Annotated in this window: 18 protein-coding genes; 5 read left to right on the top strand and 13 right to left on the bottom strand. The window is 73.9% G+C overall.

Annotated elements, in window-relative coordinates:
• Positions 1-639: 639 nt before the first annotated feature.
• From ACFYOS_RS30215 to ACFYOS_RS30190, 6 genes are all read right to left on the bottom strand, one after another.
• A complete protein-coding gene (locus tag ACFYOS_RS30215) occupies positions 640-1,386 on the bottom strand; it encodes a DedA family protein (protein ID WP_387148798.1) in 747 nt (248 codons plus the stop codon).
• A 316-nt stretch (positions 1,387-1,702) separates the two neighbouring features.
• Complete coding sequence (locus ACFYOS_RS30210; protein ID WP_387148796.1) at positions 1,703-3,136, bottom strand: serine/threonine-protein kinase; 1,434 nt, start codon at positions 3,134-3,136, stop codon at positions 1,703-1,705.
• Between the two features lie 134 nt (positions 3,137-3,270).
• Positions 3,271-3,474, bottom strand: coding sequence for a hypothetical protein (locus ACFYOS_RS30205; protein WP_387148794.1), 204 nt, complete (start codon positions 3,472-3,474; stop codon positions 3,271-3,273).
• A 2-nt stretch (positions 3,475-3,476) separates the two neighbouring features.
• Positions 3,477-4,541, bottom strand: coding sequence for a LacI family DNA-binding transcriptional regulator (locus tag ACFYOS_RS30200; protein ID WP_387148792.1), 1,065 nt, complete (start codon positions 4,539-4,541; stop codon positions 3,477-3,479).
• Positions 4,542-4,645: 104 nt separating this feature from the next.
• Positions 4,646-5,527, bottom strand: coding sequence for a helix-turn-helix domain-containing protein (locus tag ACFYOS_RS30195; RefSeq protein ID WP_387148802.1), 882 nt, complete (start codon positions 5,525-5,527; stop codon positions 4,646-4,648).
• Between the two features lie 122 nt (positions 5,528-5,649).
• Positions 5,650-5,904 carry a DUF397 domain-containing protein gene (locus tag ACFYOS_RS30190; protein ID WP_387148790.1) on the bottom strand — a complete coding sequence of 85 codons (255 nt, stop codon included), beginning with the start codon at positions 5,902-5,904 and terminating at the stop codon, positions 5,650-5,652.
• Positions 5,905-6,147: 243 nt separating this feature from the next.
• Between ACFYOS_RS30190 and ACFYOS_RS30185 the strand changes: the two genes are divergently transcribed.
• Positions 6,148-6,783 (top strand): GGDEF domain-containing protein, encoded by a 636-nt coding sequence (locus ACFYOS_RS30185; RefSeq protein WP_387148788.1) that lies wholly within the window; start codon positions 6,148-6,150, stop codon positions 6,781-6,783.
• Positions 6,784-6,791: 8 nt separating this feature from the next.
• On the opposite strand, the gene ACFYOS_RS30180 is transcribed toward ACFYOS_RS30185, so the two are convergent.
• Complete coding sequence (locus tag ACFYOS_RS30180; protein WP_387148786.1) at positions 6,792-7,796, bottom strand: phosphotransferase; 1,005 nt, start codon at positions 7,794-7,796, stop codon at positions 6,792-6,794.
• A gap of 10 nt (positions 7,797-7,806) precedes the next feature.
• Positions 7,807-8,301 (bottom strand): type II toxin-antitoxin system PemK/MazF family toxin, encoded by a 495-nt coding sequence (locus tag ACFYOS_RS30175; RefSeq protein WP_387148784.1) that lies wholly within the window; start codon positions 8,299-8,301, stop codon positions 7,807-7,809.
• Positions 8,302-8,398: 97 nt separating this feature from the next.
• Between ACFYOS_RS30175 and ACFYOS_RS30170 the strand changes: the two genes are divergently transcribed.
• Both ACFYOS_RS30170 and ACFYOS_RS30165 read left to right on the top strand, forming a co-directional pair.
• The gene (locus tag ACFYOS_RS30170) at positions 8,399-9,001 is read left to right on the top strand and encodes a DUF4291 domain-containing protein (RefSeq protein ID WP_387148782.1); all 603 of its coding nucleotides are present in this window, start codon (positions 8,399-8,401) and stop codon (positions 8,999-9,001) included.
• Between the two features lie 66 nt (positions 9,002-9,067).
• A complete protein-coding gene (locus ACFYOS_RS30165; RefSeq protein WP_387148780.1) occupies positions 9,068-9,490 on the top strand; it encodes an OsmC family protein in 423 nt (140 codons plus the stop codon).
• An 18-nt stretch (positions 9,491-9,508) separates the two neighbouring features.
• On the opposite strand, the gene ACFYOS_RS30160 is transcribed toward ACFYOS_RS30165, so the two are convergent.
• The gene (locus tag ACFYOS_RS30160; protein WP_387148778.1) at positions 9,509-9,715 is read right to left on the bottom strand and encodes a hypothetical protein; all 207 of its coding nucleotides are present in this window, start codon (positions 9,713-9,715) and stop codon (positions 9,509-9,511) included.
• A gap of 80 nt (positions 9,716-9,795) precedes the next feature.
• Here ACFYOS_RS30160 and ACFYOS_RS30155 point away from each other — a divergent pair, with 80 nt between their 5' ends.
• Together ACFYOS_RS30155 and ACFYOS_RS30150 are read left to right on the top strand one after the other, a co-directional pair.
• The gene (locus ACFYOS_RS30155) at positions 9,796-10,284 is read left to right on the top strand and encodes an NUDIX hydrolase (protein ID WP_387148776.1); all 489 of its coding nucleotides are present in this window, start codon (positions 9,796-9,798) and stop codon (positions 10,282-10,284) included.
• A 31-nt stretch (positions 10,285-10,315) separates the two neighbouring features.
• On the top strand, positions 10,316-11,560 hold the full coding sequence (locus ACFYOS_RS30150; RefSeq protein ID WP_387148774.1) for a hypothetical protein: 1,245 nt from the start codon (positions 10,316-10,318) through the stop codon (positions 11,558-11,560).
• 101 nt (positions 11,561-11,661) lie between these two features.
• On the opposite strand, the gene ACFYOS_RS30145 is transcribed toward ACFYOS_RS30150, so the two are convergent.
• The 4 genes from ACFYOS_RS30145 to ACFYOS_RS30130 are packed head-to-tail and all read right to left on the bottom strand — an operon-like array spanning position 11,662 to position 21,490.
• Positions 11,662-17,193 carry an amino acid adenylation domain-containing protein gene (locus ACFYOS_RS30145; RefSeq protein WP_387148772.1) on the bottom strand — a complete coding sequence of 1,844 codons (5,532 nt, stop codon included), beginning with the start codon at positions 17,191-17,193 and terminating at the stop codon, positions 11,662-11,664.
• A complete protein-coding gene (locus ACFYOS_RS30140) occupies positions 17,190-20,330 on the bottom strand; it encodes an amino acid adenylation domain-containing protein (protein ID WP_387148770.1) in 3,141 nt (1,046 codons plus the stop codon). The genes ACFYOS_RS30145 and ACFYOS_RS30140 overlap by 4 nt, the downstream gene beginning before the upstream one ends.
• On the bottom strand, positions 20,330-20,515 hold the full coding sequence (locus tag ACFYOS_RS30135) for an MbtH family protein (RefSeq protein WP_387148768.1): 186 nt from the start codon (positions 20,513-20,515) through the stop codon (positions 20,330-20,332). The genes ACFYOS_RS30140 and ACFYOS_RS30135 overlap by 1 nt, the downstream gene beginning before the upstream one ends.
• The gene (locus ACFYOS_RS30130; RefSeq protein ID WP_387148766.1) at positions 20,516-21,490 is read right to left on the bottom strand and encodes a TauD/TfdA family dioxygenase; all 975 of its coding nucleotides are present in this window, start codon (positions 21,488-21,490) and stop codon (positions 20,516-20,518) included.
• Positions 21,491-21,499: the final 9 nt, after the last annotated feature.

Genomic DNA, 21,499 nt, shown 5'->3' with positions numbered 1-21,499 from the left:
ACCACCGGCAAACGCCAGACCAGCAACACCAAGCACGCTCTTACGCAGCATCGTGTTCACGGGAAGCTCCATTCGGGGGTCGGCGCACACACCGATAGGGGGTCGGCCCGTGCGCAAGCACCGTCAGGCGCTCAAACAAGGGGGAAAGTCTTGGGGGGTCCGGCGTGCGGGGCGGGGGCCTCTTCGCGGCGCCGGGACCATGTGCAACGACCAGCGGGCCACCATCATTCCGGGGCCCGCGCACCCCGCCAGGCAGGGTGGTCTTCCAAGGCCGTACACGGGATTCAACGACCCCCACCCACCGACCATTCCGGCCCCAGGATGCCGCCGGTCACACCCCGAAACCGGACACCCGGCTACACACGGCACCGGCCGTGACGAACATGCCGGCACACGATCCGGACAACTTCCCCGAAACTGTCGCCTCCGCGCCCGTGGAGGCCACGCTTTCCCTGAAGTTGCGCGGATCTTGAAACGGGACGGGCCGCACCTTCGGACGGCGCCGCACCACGACGCGGGTGTGGCCCGCCGTGACCGGCGCAGGGATCAAGCCTGACCGCCCGGAGCCGGGCACGGCGGGCCACACCCGACAACCCCAACCAGAGACAACCGCAACCACAGAGCGACAGCAAGCAAGAATCAGCGATCATCCTCGGAGACGTACCAACCACCCCGGTACACCGTCCCTCGAGGCGGCTCGACCGGCACGGACCGGGATCGGCGCGACCGGCGTACCCGGCCGACCACGAACCAGCCGACCGCGCCCACACAGGCCACGATGACGACGTTCTGAAGCGTGCCGACGTACGACTCGACGACGTGCCAGTTCTCCCCGAGCAGGTATCCGGCGAGCACGAAGGTGCTGTTCCAGATCAGGCTGCCCAGGGTGGTGTAGAGCAGGAAGACGGTGACCGGCATCCGTTCGACGCCGGCCGGGATGGAGATGAGGCTGCGGAAGATCGGAATCATCCGGCCGAAGAAGACCGCCTTGACGCCGTGCCGGAGGAACCACGCCTCGGTACGGTCGACGTCCTCCAGCTTGACCAGCGGCAGCTTGGCCACGATGGCACGCATCCGGTCCCGGCCCAGCGCCGCACCGACGTAATAGAGGGCGAGCGCGCCCAGCACCGAGCCGAGCGTGGTCCAGACGATCGCCCCGACCAGGCTCAGCCGGCCCTGGCTGGCGGTGAAGCCGGCCAGCGGCAGGATCACCTCACTGGGGATGGGCGGAAAGAGGTTCTCCAGGGCCACCGCGAGACCGGCGCCGGGGCCACCGAGGCGTTCCACGAGGCCGGTGACCCAGCCGACGGGTCCGTCGCCGGCAGGCTCCGCAGCCCTCGCAGCACTGACGCGGGGGCCGACCAGGAGCTGCGCGTTTCCGATCATCCGACAACGTTACGGGGCGTGGCGTCCGGCGACCACGGATTCATCGCCCCTCGGTGCCGGAGACGACGGGAACCGCCCTCTGCTGCGGGGATCGCCGGGAGAAACCGGAGACGGTGGCGCTTCGCCGGCTCCACCCGTGGCGGCTACCCGGTGTCGACCGGCGGTCGGGGAGCTGGGCGCCGGACGGGTCGCCGGTGGCCCCGGCCGGCGCCGGCACGGGCGACGCTCCACTGAGTACGGCCTGCCCGTGTCGGACCGGTCACCTACGGTGGAGCGGCGGCGCCGTAGGGCGACGCGGCGTGGCTGGACCGAGGGCTCAGCCCTGGTTGCGGCCGTTGCCGCGCATTTGCTCGTACGTGTCGAGCAGCTGCTGGAGAGCGTCGACCGTCCCGGCGTCGATCTTGTCGTCGGCGGCGGCCTCGTCGATGCGCTCGCGCAGGTCCTCGACCCGCTTGGCCCGGTCCTTGGGCTTGCCCTGGTCCAGCTCGGCCGCCTTCTCCCGCAGGTCGTTCGCGGTCTTCGGGTCGATCTGGCCGTTCACCTCGGCCTGGTCGAGCACCTCGGCGAACTGCGCGGCGAGCTCGCGGAGGGTGACCGGCGCCGGCCGGGTGGTGGTGGGCTCGGTGGTGGCCGGCTCGGGCGATTCCGTCGCGGGTTCCTCGGCGGGCGCCGAGGTGACCGGCCCGGCGTTCGTCGGGGGCTTGGAGTCGTCGTTGAGCAGCAGCGTGCCGACCAGGCCGAGCAGCAGCACCAGCCCGGCCGCGACCAGCACGCCGATGAGCCGGTTCGACCGGGCGGGCGGGCGCGACGCCGGCGGCGGGACAGGACGCACCGGCGCGGCCGCCCGGTCGATCAGGGTCGGCGAGTGCTCGGGCGGGGTCAGCGTGGGCATGATCGCGGTCGGCGGGTCCGCGGGCTGGCCGGCGCCGAACCGGGCGGCGAGCTGGGCGGCGGTGGGCCGGCGGGCCGGGTCCACGGACAGGCAGGCCAGGGTGAGGTCGGCGACGTCGGCGGGCAGCCCGGGGATCCGCAGCGGCGGCACCGGGGGTCGCCGGGCCTGCACGTCGTACACGTCGTCCCAGGTCTGCACCGGCAGCGGGGCCCGCCCGGTGAGGGTGCGGTAGAGCAGCGCACCGAGGGCGTAGATGTCGCTGGCCGGGTTCGCCGGTCCGGGCGTCATCCGCTCCGGGGCGAAGTAGGCCGGCGTACCCATCATCAGCTCGCCGGTCTGGCCGGCGAGGGGGTGGCGCGGCCCGGCGAGGGTGGCGATGCCGAAGTCGAGCACCTTCGCGCCCGTCTCGGTGAGCATCACGTTGCCGGGCTTGATGTCGCGGTGCACCACGCCGAGCTTGTGCGCGGCGGCCAGCGCGGCGGCGACCTGCCCGGCCACCCGGACCGCCTCCGGCCAGGCGAGCGGGCCGCCGGCCAGCCGGTCGGCCAGGGTGTGCCCCTCCACCAGCTCCATCACCAGGTAGGGCACCAGCGAGCCGTCGGGCAGGGTCGCCTCGCCGTAGTCGTACACCTGGGTGATGTGCGGGTGGGTGAGCCGGGCCGCGGCGCGCGCCTCCCGCTGGAGGGTGGCCCGCAGCTGCGGGTCGGCGGCGAGCTGCGTCGCGAGGGCCTTGACCGCCACGGGACGGTGCAGCACCTCGTCGTCGGCGCGCCACACCTCGGACATCCCGCCGAGCCCGATGTGCTCGCGCAGGACGTACCGATCGTGCAGACGCAGCGAGGGTGTGAACGGCGACATGGTGGTCCAGTCTGCCTGGCCCCCCGCCGGACCCACCAACCCGGTGCCCGGTTCGGTGCCGACCGGGCGTTTTCTGGGGCGAACGGGGTGCCGTCCGGGTGGTGCCAGCCACCCGGACGGCACGTCGAAGGAGGTCAGGGACGGCAGGGCGGCACCGCGGCCGGTCGGGGCTCCATGAGGTCGGCGAGCCGGCGCAGGGCCCCGGCAGCGGCCAGCCGGGTGGGCGCCAGCCGGGGCGTACGCGGCCGGTCGGGGCGGACCGGGGCGTCGGGCCGGGCGGAGTTGACGTGACGCGTGACCGCGTCGACGGCGAGGACGAAGCCGGTGGTGTGTTCCATGGTCAGCTCCTGGGGACGGGACCGGTGGAGGTGCGGACGACGAGGTCGGTGGGGAGCAGGAGGTGGCCGTCGACCGGCGAGGCCGGCGGCTCCAGCAGCAGCTCGGCGGCGAGCCGGCCCTTCTCCTCGGCCGGTTGCCGGACGGTGGTGAGCCCCGCGGTGGCCGCCTCGGCGATGTCGTCGAAGCCGGTGACCGAGACGGGGTGCGCCAGCCGCGGGCCGGCCGCGGCGAGTGCGTCGAGCACCCCGAGGGCCAGCACGTCGGAGCAGGCCAGCACGGCGGTGGGTGGTTCGTCGCCGGTCAGGGCGGGGGCGACGGCGGCGGCGCCGGCCGCGCGGCTGTTGCCGGTGGCGTTGAGCACGGTGATCGTGGGCCAGGCCACGCCGGCGGCGGCGAACGCGTCGGCGAAGCCGGTGAGCCGGCCACGGGTCGTCGGGTGGGGAGCGTCTCCGGGCTCGGCCAGCCGGAGCGGCCCGGGTGGGGCGTCGGGCAGCACGGTGTCGCCGAGCAGGGCCACCCGTCGGTGGCCGAGGGCGGCGACGTGGGCCGCGACGGAACGGGCGGCGGCCCGCTCGTCGATGCCCACGTACCGATCGGTGGGGCCGGCGTCGGCGCGGGGGGCGGTGGTGACGTAGGGCAGGCCCCGGTCGCGAATGGCCCGCAGGGCCCAGTCCTCGTCACCGACGCAGTAGACGCAGAACCCGTCGACGGCCGCGTTCTCGACGGCGGCGCGGACCCGGGCCCGGTCGGCGGGCAGCGGGACCAGCAGCAGGCTCGTGCCGTGCCGCTCGGCGGCCTGGCTGACGCCGGCGAGGAAGCGCACCGCGAAGGGGTCGGTGAAGGCGTACGACAGCTCGGAGGTGAAGAGGACACCGAGCGCGCCGACGAAGCCGCGGCGCAGCGAGCGCGCGGTCGGGTCGGGGCCGGGATAGCCGAGGCGCTGCGCGGCGTCGAGGATCTTCGCCCGGAGCGCCGCGGAGAGCTGGTCCGGCCGGCTGTAGGCGTTGGACACGGTGCTCCGGGACACGCCCACCTCGTTCGCGACGTCCTGCAGGGTCGGCTTCACGGTCTCCCCTTCTGGATCGATTCAGTACTGGATCGATCCAGAGGCTACTCGCACCGGTCGGTGACGGTCAATGCCAGGCGCGAAAGCCGGCCGGGGACGCCCGGTCAGGCCGGGTAGAGCTCGTCGCGGATCCGGGCGAGGATCTCGGGGGTGCGCTCCGGCGGCGCGGCCTCGACGCAGAGCCGCTCCATGGCCAGCGCGTAGTAGTCGAGGTCGTCGCGCTTGTCCAGATAGATGGCGCTGGTGAGCTGTTCGATGTAGACGATGTCGGGCAGGTCTCCGTCGCCGAAGCGGAGGATGCTGAAGGCGCCGCTGGCGGCGGCGTGCCCGCCGGCCGCGAACGGGACGACCTGCAGCTGGACGTGCGGCGCCTCGGTCGCCTCGATCAACGCGTCCAGTTGGCCGCGCATCACCTCGGGTCCGCCGATCGGTCGGCGCAGGGCCGCCTCGTCGAGCACCGCCCAGACCTGGGGCGGGTTGCTGCGGCGCAGCAGCTCCTGACGTTCCATCCGCAGGCTGACCCGGCGATCGATCTCCTCGGGCGCGGCACCCCGGTGGCCGAGCAGGATCACCGCCCGGGCGTAGTCGGGGGTCTGCAGCAGGCCGGGGACGAACTGCACCTCGTACGTGCGGACCAGCACGGCAGCCGCCTCCAGACCCAGGTAGGACTGGAACCAGCCGGGCAGTACGTCGCCGTAGCGGTGCCACCAGCCGGGGCTGTTCGCGTCGCGGGCGAGCTTGAGCAGCGCGTCCCGCTCCTCCGGTGCCGTGACGCCGTAGAGGGTGAGCAGGTCGGCGACGTCGCGTTCCTTGAAGCCGACCCGACCCAGCTCCATCCGACTGATCTTCGACTCGGAGGAGCGGATCTCCCAGCCGGCGGCCTCCCGGGTCACTCCGGCACCCTCGCGAAGCCGGCGCAGCTGGGACCCGAGCAGCATGCGCAGCACCGTCGGCCCGGTGGCTGGGCCTCCTTCGGCGGGCACCATCGTCACGTGCGTGTCCTTCGCATGTGGACTGTCGCCGGCCGGGCGCCCTGGCCCGGCCGACGTGTAAGCATGCCATGGACCCTGAGTGAGGTGAACTCCTCCGGACGGCCGAGTCGGTCCGGTCAGCGGGACGGGCGGTCGACGATGAGGTTGTCGAAGTCGCCGTCCCGAGCACCGAGCACGAACGCGGCGATCTCGTCCACTGTGTATATCAGCGCCGGACCCTCGGGATGCCGGGAGTTGCGAACCGCGATCCCGGCGCCGCCGGGAAGTGGGGCCAGTTCGACGCAGTTGCCGCTCGGGTTGCTCCGGCGACTCTTCTGCCACTGAAGCGGCGGTAGCTGATTGGTGGGTACGCCGTTCTGAGGCTGCTGCATGGGGCATCTTTCTGTGGAAGAGCCAGCCGATGCCGCGGGGAGGGGCGGTGGTGGCGACCGAGGGGTATATCGACTGTGGACTGAGATGCACGTGCATCTGCTATTGCATCTGCATTGGACAGCGAGCATGATAACGCACGTGCGGTGTACCCATCCGTTCACTGTGGGTTACCCCGATCCCGGTTGCCAGCAGGGAAAAAGCCGGGTCACCGACGAGACCGAGGGATGCGGTGAGGAGGGCGCGTGCCGGATCCGATGACCGTCGCCTCCGGTATCTCCGCCGTCGGTGCCCTGGTCTCCGCCTGGCAGCTGCGCCGCCGGGCGCTGCGCGCGGAAACGGAGATCGAGCTGCTCCAGGCCGAGTTGGAGGCCGAGCGGCACGCCGCCAGTCACGACCCGCTCACCGGGCTGCCCAACCGCCGCGCCTTCTTCCGGCTGGCCGCGACGCTGCTGACCGACGCGGCCGGCAAGCCGGTGGTCGCGATCGTGCTGGACCTCGACGGCTTCAAGCAGGTCAACGACCGCCACGGGCACGCCGCCGGCGACCAGGTGCTGATCAGCGTGGCCCAGCGGCTGTCCGCGTTCGCCGGGGACAACCTGGTCGCCCGGCTCGGCGGCGACGAGTTCGCCGGGCTGCTGGCCAGCCCAACCGTGGACCGGCGGTGGATCGAGCACGCCACCCGCCGGCTCTGCGAGGCGCTCGCCGCGCCCATCCCGCTCGGCACCCGGACGGTGCAGGTGACCGCCTCCGTGGGGCTCGCCCCGGTGCACGGCCCCACCCAGCTGGCCGAGGCGCTCTGCCGGGCGGACGCGGCGATGTACCAGGCGAAGAGCGTCGGCGCGGCCCGGGCGGCCCGCCAGCTCGTGGCCGAGTACTGAGCGGCCGGTCAATCCTCCCAGCGGCCGAGGTCATGCAGCGCGGCCCGGGCCAGGCCAACCAGTCCGAGCGGCGACAGCAGCCCGGCCACGATCCGCAGGGCGCGCACCCGGTCCGCGCCCGGGCGGCCCGGGTCGGCCGCCTCCGCCGACCAGCTCCAGATGTCGTCCAGCGCCCGGACGCCGAGGTGGTACGCGAGCCGGACCGGGTCGAGCTTCACCGGCCCGTAGCCGGTCCGGAAGGCCGCCTCGTCCACCCGCCCCTCGGGCGCGAAAGCCGGCCCGCCACCGATGACGAACATCAGGTCGCGTTCCCGTGGGGCGAGCACCGCGTCGTCCCAGTCGATCAGCCAGACCTGCCCGTCCGGGCCGAGCAGCAGGTTGCCCAGATGCGGGTCGCCGTGGCAGACCACCAGCTCCGCCGGCCGAGCCCGCAGCTCCGCGCCGAGCCGGTCCATCGCGGCCAGCAGCCGCGCGAGGTCGGGGGCGACGGCGCGCCAGTGGACGGCCGTCTCTCGGGTCCACCGGTCGGCGGCGTCGTCCACCGCGCGCAGTTGGCGGTCCGTCCGCCGGACCGCTGCGGCAACCGAGGCGTGGGTGTGGTCCTCCCGGGGCAGCCCGGCCAGCTCGTCGGTCACCGGAACCGCGTGCACGGCGGCGAGCAGGGCGCCGTACCCGCGCCAGTGGGCGGGGCGCAGGCCGCCGGCGGGGGCACGCTCGTCGGAGACCCACGGCACCACGGTGAGCCGGCGCCCGTCGTGGACCGCGCCGAGCCGCCCGTCCCGGGTGGTCAGCGGTGCGGCGATGCCCGGTACGCCCTGCCGGGCGAGCCGCGCCGTCACCACCGCGCCGGCCGGGGTACCGCCGCCGGTGAGCTTGACCGCGTACTCGCGGCCGTCGGCCGTGGTGGCCCGCCACAGCCGGGCGGCCGGGTCTGCGCCGAGGTCCACCGGCACGGCGGTGAGCAGGGTCAGGCCGAACTCCTCGGCGACCCAAGCGGCGAGCCGCGCGTCCACCCGCCGCCCGTCAGCGCCAGCCGTAACCGACGCGCAGCGCCTGGCCCACCCGGTCGAACCGCCGCCGGTCCAGCACCGCGCCCTCGCGGCGGATGCTGTCCTCGCGCATGGTGAGCACCCGGTCGAGGCGTACCCAGCTCGGGCGCTGGTCACGGTCCCACTCCCCCGGGCCGAGGGCCAGCCAGTGCCGCTGGCCGTCCCGCTCGCCCTGGCTGGAGAGCATCAGCCCGAACAGCGTCCGGCTCTGCCGGCCGACCACCAGCACCGGCCGGTCCTTGCCCTGGCGGGGGTCGTCCTCGTACGGCACCCAGGTCCAGACGATCTCCCCCGGGTCGGCCTGACCGTCCAGCTCCGGGGCGTACGCCAGCTCGCGCCGCTGCAGCGCGGACACCTGGCGCCGCCGCGCGACCTGGGCCGGGATCGGCCCGGCGGTCCGGGTCGGCGCGGACGCGCCCCCGGTGAGCCGACCAAACCGGGACGCCACACTCCTCAACAGACCTGCCACGGCCGGCAGCTTATCCCCTACGCACACCGGGCGCGCGGCCGCGGCGCGGGGCGAAACCCGGTGGCCGGGCGGGGCCGTCCCCGGCGACGATCCTCCGGTGACCGTTCCGCGCCACCAGATCAGAGCCGCCTTCACCGCCGACACCGTCACCGTCTACCAGGCGTACGGCCCGGAGATCGCCGACCCGGCGCTGGCCGCGGGCCGGTTCGTGCCGCCGTTCAAGCGGGCGCGGATGACGTGGATCAAGCCGTCGTTCCGGTGGATGATGTACCGCTGCGGCTGGGCGCTCAAGCCCGGGCAGGAGCGGGTCCTGGCGGTCGAGATCAGTCGGGCCGGCTTCGAGTGGGCCCTCGCCCACGCCTGCCTCAGCGGCTACGACCCCCGGCTGCACGCCGACCGGGCCGCCTGGCGCCGGCAGCTCCGGACCAGCCCGGTCCGGGTGCAGTGGGATCCGGAACGGTCGCTGCGGTTGGCGCCGCTGCCGTACCGCGCGGTGCAGGTGGGCCTCGCCGGCGACGCGGTACGCCGCTACCTGGACGAGTGGCTGGTCGACCTCACCGACGTCACGCCGCTGGCCCGGGCGGTGCACGCCCGGCTCACCGCCGGCGACGAGCCGGGCGCGGCCGCACTGCTGCCGGTCGAGCGCCCGTACCCGCTGCCGGCCGAGGTGGCCCGAGTGGTCGACGCCAGTTCGGACTGAAGCGCGGAGGGCGCCCGACCGGCCGGGCTGGTTGACTCGACCTGGTCGGGAGCAGAGGTGGTCGGCATGACCTTCGAGGTACGCACGCGCAGTCTGCCGGAGCGGCCGGCGGCGATCGGCTCGGCCGGCCCGTTCACGCTGGTGGTGGACCGGCCGGCGGAGGGCGGCGGGGACGGGCTCGGCTTCAACGGCGGGCAGCTGCTCTACCTGGCCGTCGCCGGCTGCGTCTCCAACGACCTGTTCCGGGAGGCCCAGGCGCTGGGGATCACCCTGCACCGGGTCGAGGTGACCGTGCACGGCGACTTCGCCGGCGACCCCGCCGTATCGACGGAGATCGGCTACGACGTACGGGTGGACGGTGAGGCCAGCGACGAGCGGCTGCGGGAGCTGGTGGCGCGAGTCGACGCGATCGCGGAGATCCCCAACTCGCTGCGCCGGGGCACCCCGGTGCGGCTGCGGCACGCCGAGGTGACCGGCGACGCAGGCTGACGCGCCGGCTCAGCCCGGTCAGGCCGGGCGGCGGGCCAGGACCAGCGTGGTGCGCAGGCCCAGGCCGAGCAGGGTCCGAGTGGCCAGGCCGGTCCCGGCGCCGACCTCGACCAGGGCGCCGGGCACCCTGCCGTCGTACACCCGGATCGCCTCGACGATGTCGGGCAGATAGCCTGGGCGGGCTTCGTCGTAACCGCCGGCCACCTCACCGAAGAGCTGCGACATGATCGCCATCTCGCAGGGCGGGCCGGTCGCCACCCACCGTTGGAGGAGCCGTGCGCCCCGAACTGCCCCAGGATCTCCCGGTGATCGAGCGCCGCGCGGTCCGGCTGGTGGTCCTCGACGCCGCGGACCGGGTGCTGCTGTTCCACACCCGCGACCCGGAGCACCCCCGCCTCGGCACCTGGTGGGAGCTGCCCGGCGGCGGGCTCGACCCCGGGGAGACGTACCTGGAGGCGGCGGTGCGGGAGCTGCGCGAGGAGACCGGAATCGTGGTCGCGCCGGCCGGCCTGGGCGCGCCGACCTGGCGGCGGCGGGCCAGCTTCATCCACCGGCAGCTGCGCCACCTTCAGGACGAGGTGGTCGTGCCGGTACGGCTGCCCGGGCCGGGACCGGACGTGGACGAGGCGGACCGGCTGGACTACGAGGTGGAGGACTACTTCGCCTTCCGCTGGTGGCCGGTCGCGGAGCTCGTCACGGAGCGGCCGCGCTGCTACCCGGGGCGGCTGCCCGAACTGCTGCCGGAGTTCCTTGCCGGCGAGGCGATCGACGAACCGTTCGAGCTGTGGTCATGACGGACGCCGCGGCAACCGGCACAGTGGAGCGGTGAACCCTCTCCGCGCACCCCTGGCCCGGTACGCCGAACGGTTGCACCGCGCCGCGGGCGACGGGCACCACGTCGCGTCGCCGCTCGGCGCCTGGCTGCTGCTCGCGCTCACCGGCCCCGCCGCCACCGGCCACACCCGCAAGGAGCTGGAGGTGGCGCTCGGCACCGACGTGGACGACGCCGCGGCGGCGGCCCATGCGCTGCTGGAAGCGCCCCACCCGCTGGTCGCCGCGGCCACCGCCCTGTGGGAGCGGACACCCCTCGACGGGCTGGCCGACTGGCGCGCGAGCCTGCCGGAGCGGACGCGGACCGGCCCGCTGCCCGACCAGGCTGGGCTGGACGCCTGGGCGCGGAAGCACACCGACGGGCTGATCGAGAGGTTCCCGATCAACCTTCGGCCGCAGGTCCTGCTGATCCTGGCCAGCGCGTTGGCCACCCGGGTGTCCTGGGTCGACCCGTTCCAGGTGGCGCCCGCCGACCAGCTCGGCCCGGGCAGCGCGTGGGCGGGGCGGCTGCGACGGGTGCTGCGCTCCCCCGCGCGGGGGCACACCAGCTGGATCGCGGCCACCGAGCGGGCCGGGGACGTCGCCGTGCACGCCGCGCCGGCCCGGCCGGTGTCCACCGACGGCGGGGAGGCCGGCCTGCTGGTGGTCTCGGTCGCCGCCGCCCCGGACGTGCCGGCGGTGGACGTCCTCGCTGCCGCGCAGGAGATCGCCACGGTGGCCGCCACCGCCAAGGAGGGTGCCGGACCAGGCCGCCGATCGCTGTTCGACCTGCCGTTGGGCGACACCCCGCTGTGGACGCTGCGCGAAGAGACGGTACGCACGTTCGCACGCGACCGCCGGGAGGAGCGGGCGACGGCCGTCCTGCCCTGCTGGTCGGCGGAGAGCCGGCACGACCTGACGCCGGCCGGGTTCGGCTTCGACGCCGCCGCGCGGGCGCTCGGCACGCTCATCGGGCTGGCCGCACCGCAGTACGACGCGGCCCAGTCGGCGGTGGCCCGGTTCGGGCGATACGGCTTCGAGGCAGCCGCGGTGACCGGGCTGATGGACTGGATGAGCCTGCCGCCGGAGGGCACCGCCCGCGTCGCGGAGCTGCGCTTCGGGCACCCGTACGCGGTGGTGGCGGTGACCACCGACCGCGCGGGCCGGCCGTGGCACGGCCTGCCGGTCTACTCGGCGTGGGTGGCCGAGCCCGAGGAACTGCCCACCGACGAGCTGGCCGACCCGCCGCAACAGTGGTGAGCGCGGGGCCCCCGGGCCGTACCGCCGGCGGCCCCGCGCGCTGCGCCCATGAGAAGGGAACCCTGCTCCACCGCAGGCGTGAAGGGGGGCCCTTCCTTACGTCAGGCCGCGATCGGCTCCCGCTCGGCGGCCCGGGCGGCGAGCCGCCGTTCCCGCTCCTGCGCGCCGACCAGGTCGTCGGGCAGTGAGTCGGGCACCTCGGTGTCGAACCGGCGCAGCGTCCTGATCAGGAACCCGCCGCCGGTGACCAGCGCCAGCATGATTCCGAACAGCAGGTAGGCGAACCCGATCCCGCGCCCGGGGCCGACCCCGATGAGGCCGCCGACCGAGCCGGCGAGCGCCCCGCCGGGCGCGAGCAACGGCTCGAGCAGCGCGGTCGCCGCCGGGGCGAGCAACGCGAACCCGATCGGCAGGGTCGACCAGGAGATGGTCTGGTTCAGCGCGAACACCCGGCCGTGGTAGCGCTGCGGCACCTTGACCTGCACGATCGTGGCGTAGATGTCCTGGGCCGTGGCCATCGCCGCGGTCATCAGGAACAGCCCGACGGTGACCACCACGATGGAGGGGCGGACGCCCACCAGCGCGCAACCCGCGGCGGTGCCGAGGTTGCCGAGCAGCACCCCGATCATCCGGCGCTGCCGGGGGCCACCCCAGACGGCCATCACCGTGCCGCCCGCGATCGCGCCGAGCGCCTCCGCGACGGCGACCTGCGCCACCTGGGCCACCGTGCCGAAGGACAGCACGAGCGGGGTGGTCAGCACCAGCGCCGGCGCCAGGAAGATGTTCCCGAGCGCGAAGTAGCCCAGCATCAACCGGAACCCGCGGTGGTTCCACGAGTAGCGCAGCCCGTTGACGATGGCGGTCGGCAACGGTTCCCTGGGCCGCCAGCCCAGCGAGTCCGGGAAGCGGATGAACAGCAGGGTCAACACCGCGAACAGGTAGCTCGCCACGTCGACCAGCAGGATGCCCTTCAGGTCGATCGCGGCGAGCAGTCCGGCCGCGATCATCGGCATCAGCAGCAGGGCGAAGCCGTTGGTGAGCTGGGTGATGCCCATCGCGTGGCCCAGGAAGCGCTTCGGCACCAGTTGGGGCACGGCCGACTGCAACGCGATCCGCTGGAACGAGGCGGCCACCTGGCTCAGCGACACCAGCGCGTAGATCTCCCACAGGGCGAGGTGCCCGGACCAGAGCAGCCCGGCCAGTACCAGTTGGAGGCTGCCGGAGACACAGCTGGCGATCATCATGATCCGCCGCCGGTCGACCCGGTCGACCAGCGCGCCGGCGACCGGCAGCGTGAGCACCCCGCAGAGCAGCGCCAGCGCCCAGAGCAGGCCGAGGTTGGCGACGGAGCCGGTACGGGCGTAGAGCCAGATCGGCAGCGCGAAGCTGGTCAGCGCCGACCCGGTGGTGGAGACGAGCTGACCGGCCGACACGGCCAGGAACCGCCGCATGCTCGGCTGCACGGTCCGGTCGGCCGGCTCGGCGTCCGCGCCGCGGCGCTGCCAGTCGTGCAGCGCCCAGGCCGCGTCCGCCCCGCGCGCCTCGGGTTCCAGGGCGGTCGTGTCCCCGTCGGCCAGCGCCGGATGCGTCGCCGTGACGATCTCGGCGAGTTCGTCGGCGCGGTGCTTGAGGAAGAAGTGGCCGGCCTCGTCCAGCACCACCAGGCCGACGGTGTCGCTGAGGAACTGCCACTCCGCGTACCGCTCCGCGTGGTACTCGGTGACCGGGTCCTCCGAACCCACCACCGAGATGATCGGCGCCCGGAGCTTGCGTACCTGGCGGTCGAGCAGCCCGGTGAAGTACTCCTCCGAGGCCCGCGAGTCGGCCCGCATGTTGCTGATGATCCGGTCGGCCTGCTCGGGGTCGAGTTCATCGGTGTCGACGCCCATGCCCTTGAGCCAGCTCGCGTAGTGCTTGTTGCTCCGCAGCGCCTCCAACCGGGTACGCAGTGCCGAGAAGAGCCCCTTGGGACGGGCGAACGGGAACATGGCGCCGATGTACACCGCGTCGAGTTCCCGGCCGGCCGCCTCGAGCTTGCGGGCCACCTCGGCGACGATCGCGCTGCCGACGCCGCAGTGCCCGTAGAGCACGAGCGGACCGGAAATCCGCTCCCGCACCTCCGCCGCGACCCGACCGGTCAGCTCGTCCAGCGGTACCGCCAGCTCGTCGAGGCCGACGTCGTGCCCGGGGATCGCCAGCGAGTACAGCGCGACGCCGTCGGGAAGCGCGTCGGCCAGCGGTTGGTAGACGATGGCGCTGCCGCCGCCGTACGGCACACAGACGTAGGTCAGCGTCCGCCGGTCCGCCGGCACCCGGGTCAGCTCGTAGAGCAGGCGGCGCGGACCGTCGTCCTGCGCCGGTCCGTCCACGAATTCGGTGAGGTCGCGGATGGTCCGGTGCTGGAAGAGGTCCATCACGCCGACCGGGCGACCGCCCAGCTCGACCTTGCGGATCCGCGCGACGACCTGGGTGGCCAGCATCGAATGCCCGCCCAGGTCGAAGAAGTCGTCGTCGATGCCGAGCGTCGGCACCCCGAGCACCTCGGACCAGATCCCCGCCAGGGATCGCTCGGTGGAAGTGCGGGGTTCGACGAGCTCCGCGGCCGACTCCCGGGTCACCACCGGCGCGGGCAGCGCCCGCCGGTCGAGCTTGCCGTTCGGGCTCAGCGGCAACGCGTCCAGCGCCACGAACGCCGCCGGCACCATGTACTCCGGCAACCGTTGCTTCAGCGCCGCCTTCAGGTCGGCGGCCGACGCCAGCCCGACCACGTACGCGGCGAGCCGCTTGTCGCCCGGCGTGTCCTCGCGGACCACGACCGCGGCCTCGGCCACCCCGTCCTGCTCGCGCAGCGCGCTCTCGATCTCGCCCAGCTCGATCCGCAGGCCGCGCAGCTTCACCTGGTGGTCGATCCGGCCGAGGAACTCGATCACCCCGGACGGTGGCACCGCGGCGCCGTCGTCCTCCGGTGTCGGCTCGGCCGGCGGCCGCCAGCGGACCAGGTCGCCGGTCCGGTACAACCGCGCCCCCGGCTCCGGGCCGTACGGATCCGGGACGAACCGCTCCGCGGTCAGCGCGGGCCGACGGTGATAGCCGCGGGCCACGCCGACGCCACCGATGTACAGCTCACCGCTGACCCCGGGCGGCACCGGGTTCAGCCGCTCGTCGAGCACGTACAGGCGCAGGTTGGCGATCGGGCCGCCGATCGGGACGGTGGTCAGCCCCGCCAGCTCCGCCGGCCGGCAGGGCCACCAGCTGACGTCGATCGCCGCCTCGGTCGGTCCGTACAGGTTGTGCAGTTCGCAGCCCGGGAACCGGCGGGTGAACTCGACCGCCGACGCCAGCGGCAGTTCCTCGCCGCTGCAGATGACCCGGCGCAGGGCGGCGCACGCCTCGGCGCCTTCCTCGGCGAGGAACGCGGCCAGCATCGACGGCACGAAGTGGGTGGTGGTGACCCGCTCGGCGGTCAGCAGGTCGCGCAGGTAGCCGGCGTCCTTGTGCCCGCCGGGCCTGGCCAGCACCAGCCGGGCACCGGTCTGCAACGGCCAGAAGAACTCCCACACCGACACGTCGAAGCTGGCCGGTGTCTTCTGCAGCACCGCGTCGTCCGCGCCGAGCCGGTAGGTCCGCTGCATCCAGTCCAGCCGGTTGACGATGCCCCGGTGGGTGTTCGGCACGCCCTTCGGCCGGCCGGTGGAGCCGGACGTGTAGATCACGTACGCGACGTTGTCCGCGGTGGCGGTGGGCGCCGGATCATCCCCCGGCTCCGTACGCCACTCGGCCTCGTCGTCGAGGGCCAGCACCGTCGCGCCGGTGTCCGGTAAGACGCCGCGCAGTCGGTCCTGCACCAGCACCACCGGGGCGGCGGCGTCGGCGACCATGAACGCCAGCCGGTCGGCCGGGTACTCGGGGTCCAGCGGCAGGTAGGCCGCGCCGGCCTTGAGCACCCCGAGCAGGCCAGCGACCAGCTCGACCGAGCGCTCCGCGCACACCCCGACGAGGCTCTCCGGGCCCACCCCGGTCCGGCGCAGCCGATGCGCGATCCGATTGGCCATCGTGTTCAGCTCGGCGTACGACACCGAACGCCCCTCGAGGCGGAGCGCGACCGCGTCCGGGGTGCGGGCGACCTGCTCCTCGACCAGTCCGTGCAGCGTCGCGTGCGCCGGGAACGGGGTCGCGGTGGCGTTCCAGGCGTCGAGCACCAGCGTGCGTTCGCCGTCGGCGAGCAGGTCGAGCCCGGAGACCGGGGCGTCCGGCGCGGCGACCGCGGAGCGCAGCAGGGTGGCGAACCGGTCGGCCATCCGCTCCACGGTGGACCGGTGGAGCAGGTCCGTGTTGAAGACCAGCTTGCCCCAGAGGCCGCTGGCCACCTCGACCAGGTGCAGCTCGATGTCGAACCGGGTCGCCCGCAGCTCCATCGGCGTCCAGTCGAACTGCACGTCGGCGTCGGCGGCGGCCGTCTCGAACCGCCCCATCTCGTAGTTCTGCAGGACGAACATCGCCTGGAACACCGGCGAGCGGCTGACGTCGCGGGGCACGCCGAGTTCCTGCACCACCCGGGCGAACGGCACGTCGGCGTGCTCGAAGGCGTCCAGCACCGCCGGGCGGACGCGGCCGAGCAGTTCGGTGAAGCTCGGGTCGCCGGCCAACTCGGCCCGCAGCGGCAGCATGTTGATGAACATGCCCACCACGTTCTCCAGCTCCGGGGCGGAGCGGCCGGCGACCGAGACACCGACCGCGAAGTCGTCCTGGCCGCAGTGCCGGGCCAGCAGCACCTGCCAGGCGGCCAGCAGCGCCATGAACAGCGTGCCGCCGTCCTGCCGGGCCAGCGCGGCCAACCCGTCGACCGCCGCCCGATCGACCCGGAACTCCACGAAGTCGCCGTGGTAGGTCTGGGTGGCCGGGCGGGGGCCGTCGAGCGGCAGCTCCAGTGGGGGCATCCCGGCCAGTCGGCCGGTCCAGTAGTCCAGGTGCCCGCGGGCCTGCGGGCCGGCCAACGTCCGGGCCTGCCAGTGCGCGAAGTCGCCGTACTGGACCGGCAGCTCGGGAAGCTGTTCCACCGACCCGTGGTAGAGCGCGATCAGGTCGCGCAGCAGGACGTCGACCGACCAGCCGTCGGAGATGACGTGGTGCTGGGTGAGCAGCAGCACGTGGTCGTCGGCCGCGAGCCGCACCAGCAGGGCCCGCATCAGCGGCCCGGCGGCGAGGTCGAACGGTTCCACCGCGGCCCGGTCGACCAGCTCCTGCGCGGCGGCCCCGTCGGCCGCCTCGACGATCCGCAGCGGCACCGTCACGGTGTCCTCGACCAGCGCGACCGGTCGCCCGTCGGCGTCGGCCGGGAACCGGGTGCGCAGCGACTCGTGCCGCCGGGTCAGCCCGTCCAGTGCCGTCCGCAGCCGGTCGACGTCGAGCCGGCCCCGCACCCGCAGCGGCACGGCCATCAGGTACGCCGCCTCGCCCGGAGCGATCTGCTCCATGAACCAGACCCGCTCCTGGGCGTAGGACAGCGGCGGGTCGACGTCGTCGGGTCGGCGGGGGATGCGAGCCGCGGGTGCGGCGGTCCGGCGCTTCAGCCGCCGGGCGATCAGCGCCTCGCGGGACGCGGCACGGTCGGCCGGCTCGGTCCGGGCGGTCACGGCTTGGTCCCCTCCTCGGCGGAGAGCAGCGCGGCCACCTCGTCGTCGGAGAGGTCGTCCACCTCGGCGGCGATGAGCTGTTCGATCTCGGCCGCCAGGTCGGCGACGACCGGATGGCCGAACAGCGCCCGCATCGGCAGGTCGAGGTCGAGCTCGGCCCGGATCCGGGCCATCGCCCGCATCCCGCGCAGCGAGTTCCCGCCCAGGGCGAAGAAGTCGTCCTGCGCGCCGACCTTCTCCACCTGGAGGATGTCGGCGAAGACCTCGGCCACCAGCGCCTCCGCGTCGGTGCGCGGCGCCACGTACGCCTGGCCGGCCCGCTCCGGCGCCGGCAGCCGGGCCCGGTCGAGCTTGCCGTTCGGGGTCAGCGGCAGGTCGTCGAGCCGGACGAAGGCCGCCGGCACCAGGTAGGCGGGCAGGGTGCGGGCCAGGTCGGCGGTGAGGGTGTCCGGCTCGGCGGGGCCGACGACGTAGCCCACCAGGTACGGCTCGCCCTGGGCGTCGGCTTGGACCAGGACCACCGCCCGGTGCACGTCCGGCCGGGCCAGCAGGGCCGCTTCGATCTCCCCGAGTTCGATCCGGTGGCCGCGCACCTTGACCTGATGGTCGGAGCGGCCCAGGTATTCGATGGTCCCGTCCGGCCGCCACCGGGCCCGGTCGCCGGTGGCGTACATCCGCCGGCCCAGTGCGCCGAAGGGGCAGGGCAGGAAGCGTTCCGCCGTCCGCGCCGGCCGGCGCAGGTAGCCGCGGGCCACCTGGTCGCCGGCGACGTACAACTCGCCGGTCACCCCGACCGGCACCGGTCGCAGCGCCGCGTCCAGCAGGTACGCCTCGATGTTCCAGCCGGGACGGCCGATGGTGACCGGGCCGGGGGGCAGCGGATCGCCCGGTGCGATCCGGGCCGCGACGCAGCCGACCGTGGCCTCGGTCGGGCCGTACTCGTTGATGACCGCGACCTCGGGGTGGGCGGTGCGCCAGGCCGCGAGCTGCTCGCTGGTCAGCGCCTCGCCGCCGATCACCAGGTCGGTGGTCGGGGACACCTCGCCGACGAGCAGCGGCAGGTGGCTCGGCGTCGCCTTGAGGAACGCGGGCCGGCCGCCGGCCCGGGCCGCGGCGGCGTCGATCGCGGCCAGCCGGATCGTGCCGCCGGCGGTCAGCGGGCCGAGGAGTCCGGTCACGCTGAGGTCGAAGGAGATCGGCGAATGCAGCAGCGTAGTGCCGGCGAGGCCGGGGTAGGCGTGCCGGGCCCAGGCGAGGTAGGCGTTGACCGACCGGTGTTCGACCACCACGCCCTTCGGCTGCCCGGTCGAGCCGGAGGTGTAGATGACGTAGGCCGGATGCGCCGGGTGCAGTGGCGCGAGCCGGTCGGCGTCGGTCACCCGCACCCGGTCGCCGTCGGTCAGCGGTGCGTCGTGACCCACCTCGCCGGTGAGCACGAGCGCGTCGCCGGGCACCAGCGCGGCGGTGGCCGCCGTGGCGAGCACCAGCGCCGGCGCCGCGTCGTCGAGCAACTGGGCGATCCGCGCGGCCGGGTGGCCGGTGTCGATCGGCACGTACGCCGCGCCGGACTTGAGCACGGCCAGCACGGCGACCACCAGCTCCGGCGCGCGCGGCACCGCAAGCGCCACCAGCGCCTCCGGGCCGACGCCGCGGGTGATCAGCGTCCGGGCGAGCCGGTTGGCCCGCGCGTCCAGCTCGGCGTACGTCATGGTGACGCCGTCGCAGACCAGCGCGGTCGCCGCCGGTGTCCGGTCGACCTGGGCCTCGATCAGCGCCGGCAGCGTGCGCTCGGCGACCGGGCGGGCGGTGGCGTTCCACTCCCCCACCACCAGCGCCCACTCCGCCTCGGTCAGCAGCGGCAGCTCGGAGACTCGCAGCGCCGGGTCGGCGACCGCCGCCTGGAGCAGCCGGACGTACCGGTCGACGACCGCCTCGGCGGTGGACCGGTCGAACAGCGCCGTCCGGTACACCAGCCGGCTGGTGCCGGTGGCCAGGTCGAACGCGAGGTCGTCCTTGGTGGTGCCGAGTGGCACCGGGTCGAAGCCGGTGTCGGGGATGTAGTTGATCGCGGCCTGGAAGATCGGCTGCACCGCGGGGTCCCGCTGCGGCGCGACCTCCTGCACGACCAGCTGGAACGGGGTCTGGCCGTGATCCATCGCGTCCATCAGCGCGTCCCGGGCCCGACCGAGCAGCTCGGTGAAGGTGGGATCGCCGCTGACGTCGCAGCGCAGTGCGATCGGATTGACGAACATCCCGATCAGCGGGTTCAGCTCGGGCAGGTCCCGCCCGGTGGTGGAGACACCGACCACCACGTCCGGGCTGCCGGACAGCCGGGACAACAGGGCGCTGAACGCGGTCAGCAGCACGGCGAACGGGGTGGCCGACGCACCCCTGCCGAGCGCCGCCACCCGGTCGAGCAGCCCGTCCGGGAGGTTGAAGTGCACCTCGTCCCCGGCGAAGCCGGGCTTGACCGGTCGGGGGCGGTCCAGCGGCAGGTCGAGCACCGGCGGGGCGTCGGCGAGCCGGTCCCGCCAGAACGCGAGCTGGTTCGCCAGCCCGGCGCCGGAAAGCTGCTCGCGTTGCCAGGCCGCGTAGTCCGCGTACTGGATGGGCAGCTCGGGCAGGGCGGCGGTCGTGCCGGACACCGCGGCCCGGGACAGGGCGTCCATCTCGCTGCGGAAGACGGCCACCGAGTGCGCGTCGAAGACCGCGTGGTGCAGCACCAGGAGCAGCCGCCAGGCGGTGTCCCCCAGGCGCAGCAGCCGAGCCCGCCACAGCGGCGGCCGGTCCAGCGGGATCGCCGTCCGGGACAGTTCCCCGGCGAGCTCGGCGGCCCGGGCGGCCCGCTCCTCCTCGGGCAGCTCGCGCAGGTCGTCGACGGGCAGCTCGACCGGCTCGACCGCGCGCACCACCTGCACCAGGGTGCCGTCGTCGAGGCGCAGGTAGCTCCGCAGCGCCTCGTGCCGGGCGAGGACCTCGGCGAACACGCCGGTGGCCTGTTCCCGGGTCAGCCCGACGGGGAACAGCCAGGGGCTGGACACGTTGTAGACCGGTGATCCGACGTCGAGCTGGTTGGCGAACCAGACCCGCTCCTGGGCGTACGACGCGGGGAAGGTCCACTCACGAGGCTCGGTCATCAGCTCGCCTCGCGCAGCGACCGCGGACGCATGTCCGTCCACACCTCGTCCACGTGGGCGAGGCAGTCCGCCCGGGTGCCGGTGAACCCGGCGTCGTGCCAGCCGGCCGGGATCTCCCGGCCGGCCGGCCAGATCGAGTACTGCTCCTCGTCGTTGCGCACCACGACGAACCGGTCTTCGCTCATTTACTGCTCCTGCTGCTCGATCGGATCCCGCCGGCTGTCCGGGCGGTACGGCTCGGCCATCGCGACCGCGATCCGGCGAGGTCCGGTGAACGGCTCCCGGCCGTGCGCCGCGGTCATGTTGTCCACCACCAGGACGTCGTCGGTGCGGTAGTCGAAGCGCACCGACGCCGCCCGGTACGCGGCCCGGAGGTGGTCCATCACGTCGGCCGGGATCGGCTCACCGTCGCCGTAGTATGTATTGGTCGGCAGCCCGTCCTCGCCGAACATGGCCAGCAGGGCCTCCTGAAGGTCCTTGGCCAGGGTGGACACGTGGAAGAACGTCGCGTGGTTGAACCATCTGGGGACGTCGCTGCCGGGCCGGCGGTGGACCGCGTCGCGGACCGTCCGGGTCCGCAGGCCGTTCCGACCGATCCACTCCGCCTCGATCCCGTTCGCCGCGCAGTAGCCGGCCACCTCGTCCCGGTCGTCGGTGTTGAACACCTGCTGCCACGGCGTGCCGAAATCGGCGTGGAAGTTGCGGACCAGCATCCAGCGCCGCCGTTCGAACTCGGCACGGATCTCCGGGTCGATGTTCCGGTACACCTGCCGGACGTCGGCCAGCGGGGTGGCGCCCTGCGTGCCGGGCGGCTGGATGCAGTAGAAGAACAGGGTCAGCGGCCAGCCCGCCTGGTACGAGTTCTCGTTGTGCAGGAAGATCTCCTCTTCCGGCGGGTAGTCGGTCGAGGTGTAGACCCGGCCCTTGATGGAGTGCCGGGGCGAGGACCGTTCGGTGTAGGTCAACGGCTCGCCGGACAGTGCCCGCACCACCCGGTCGAACCCGTCGACGCCGCCCACGTCGAAGCCGCGCAGCAGCAGCCCGCCGTGCTCGACCAGGGCGGCGCGCAGCTCCGCGCGGCGGCTTTCGATCAGCTCCAGGACGGGCGTGCCGTCGCTCTCGACGGTCACCGGCAGACCTGCGGCGACAGTGTCGGTCATCTGGGTCTC

This window comes from Micromonospora sp. NPDC005806 (assembly GCF_042871425.1).
In the GTDB taxonomy this organism is placed as follows: domain Bacteria; phylum Actinomycetota; class Actinomycetes; order Mycobacteriales; family Micromonosporaceae; genus Micromonospora.
This window is presented reverse-complemented; position numbering and strand designations above follow the sequence as displayed.

Bases quoted from the DNA above. Each gene is read 5' to 3' on its own strand.
- ACFYOS_RS30215 (WP_387148798.1), bottom strand. From the start codon at position 1,386: ATGATCGGAAACGCGCAGCTCCTGGTCGGCCCCCGCGTCAGTGCTGCG.
- ACFYOS_RS30210 (WP_387148796.1), bottom strand. From the start codon at position 3,136: ATGTCGCCGTTCACACCCTCGCTGCGTCTGCACGATCGGTACGTCCTG.
- ACFYOS_RS30205 (WP_387148794.1), bottom strand. From the start codon at position 3,474: ATGGAACACACCACCGGCTTCGTCCTCGCCGTCGACGCGGTCACGCGT.
- ACFYOS_RS30195 (WP_387148802.1), bottom strand. From the start codon at position 5,527: ATGGTGCCCGCCGAAGGAGGCCCAGCCACCGGGCCGACGGTGCTGCGC.
- ACFYOS_RS30190 (WP_387148790.1), bottom strand. From the start codon at position 5,904: ATGCAGCAGCCTCAGAACGGCGTACCCACCAATCAGCTACCGCCGCTT.
- ACFYOS_RS30165 (WP_387148780.1), top strand. From the start codon at position 9,068: ATGACCTTCGAGGTACGCACGCGCAGTCTGCCGGAGCGGCCGGCGGCG.
- ACFYOS_RS30160 (WP_387148778.1), bottom strand. From the start codon at position 9,715: ATGTCGCAGCTCTTCGGTGAGGTGGCCGGCGGTTACGACGAAGCCCGC.
- ACFYOS_RS30140 (WP_387148770.1), bottom strand. From the start codon at position 20,330: ATGACCGAGCCTCGTGAGTGGACCTTCCCCGCGTCGTACGCCCAGGAG.
- ACFYOS_RS30135 (WP_387148768.1), bottom strand. From the start codon at position 20,515: ATGAGCGAAGACCGGTTCGTCGTGGTGCGCAACGACGAGGAGCAGTAC.
- ACFYOS_RS30130 (WP_387148766.1), bottom strand. From the start codon at position 21,490: ATGACCGACACTGTCGCCGCAGGTCTGCCGGTGACCGTCGAGAGCGAC.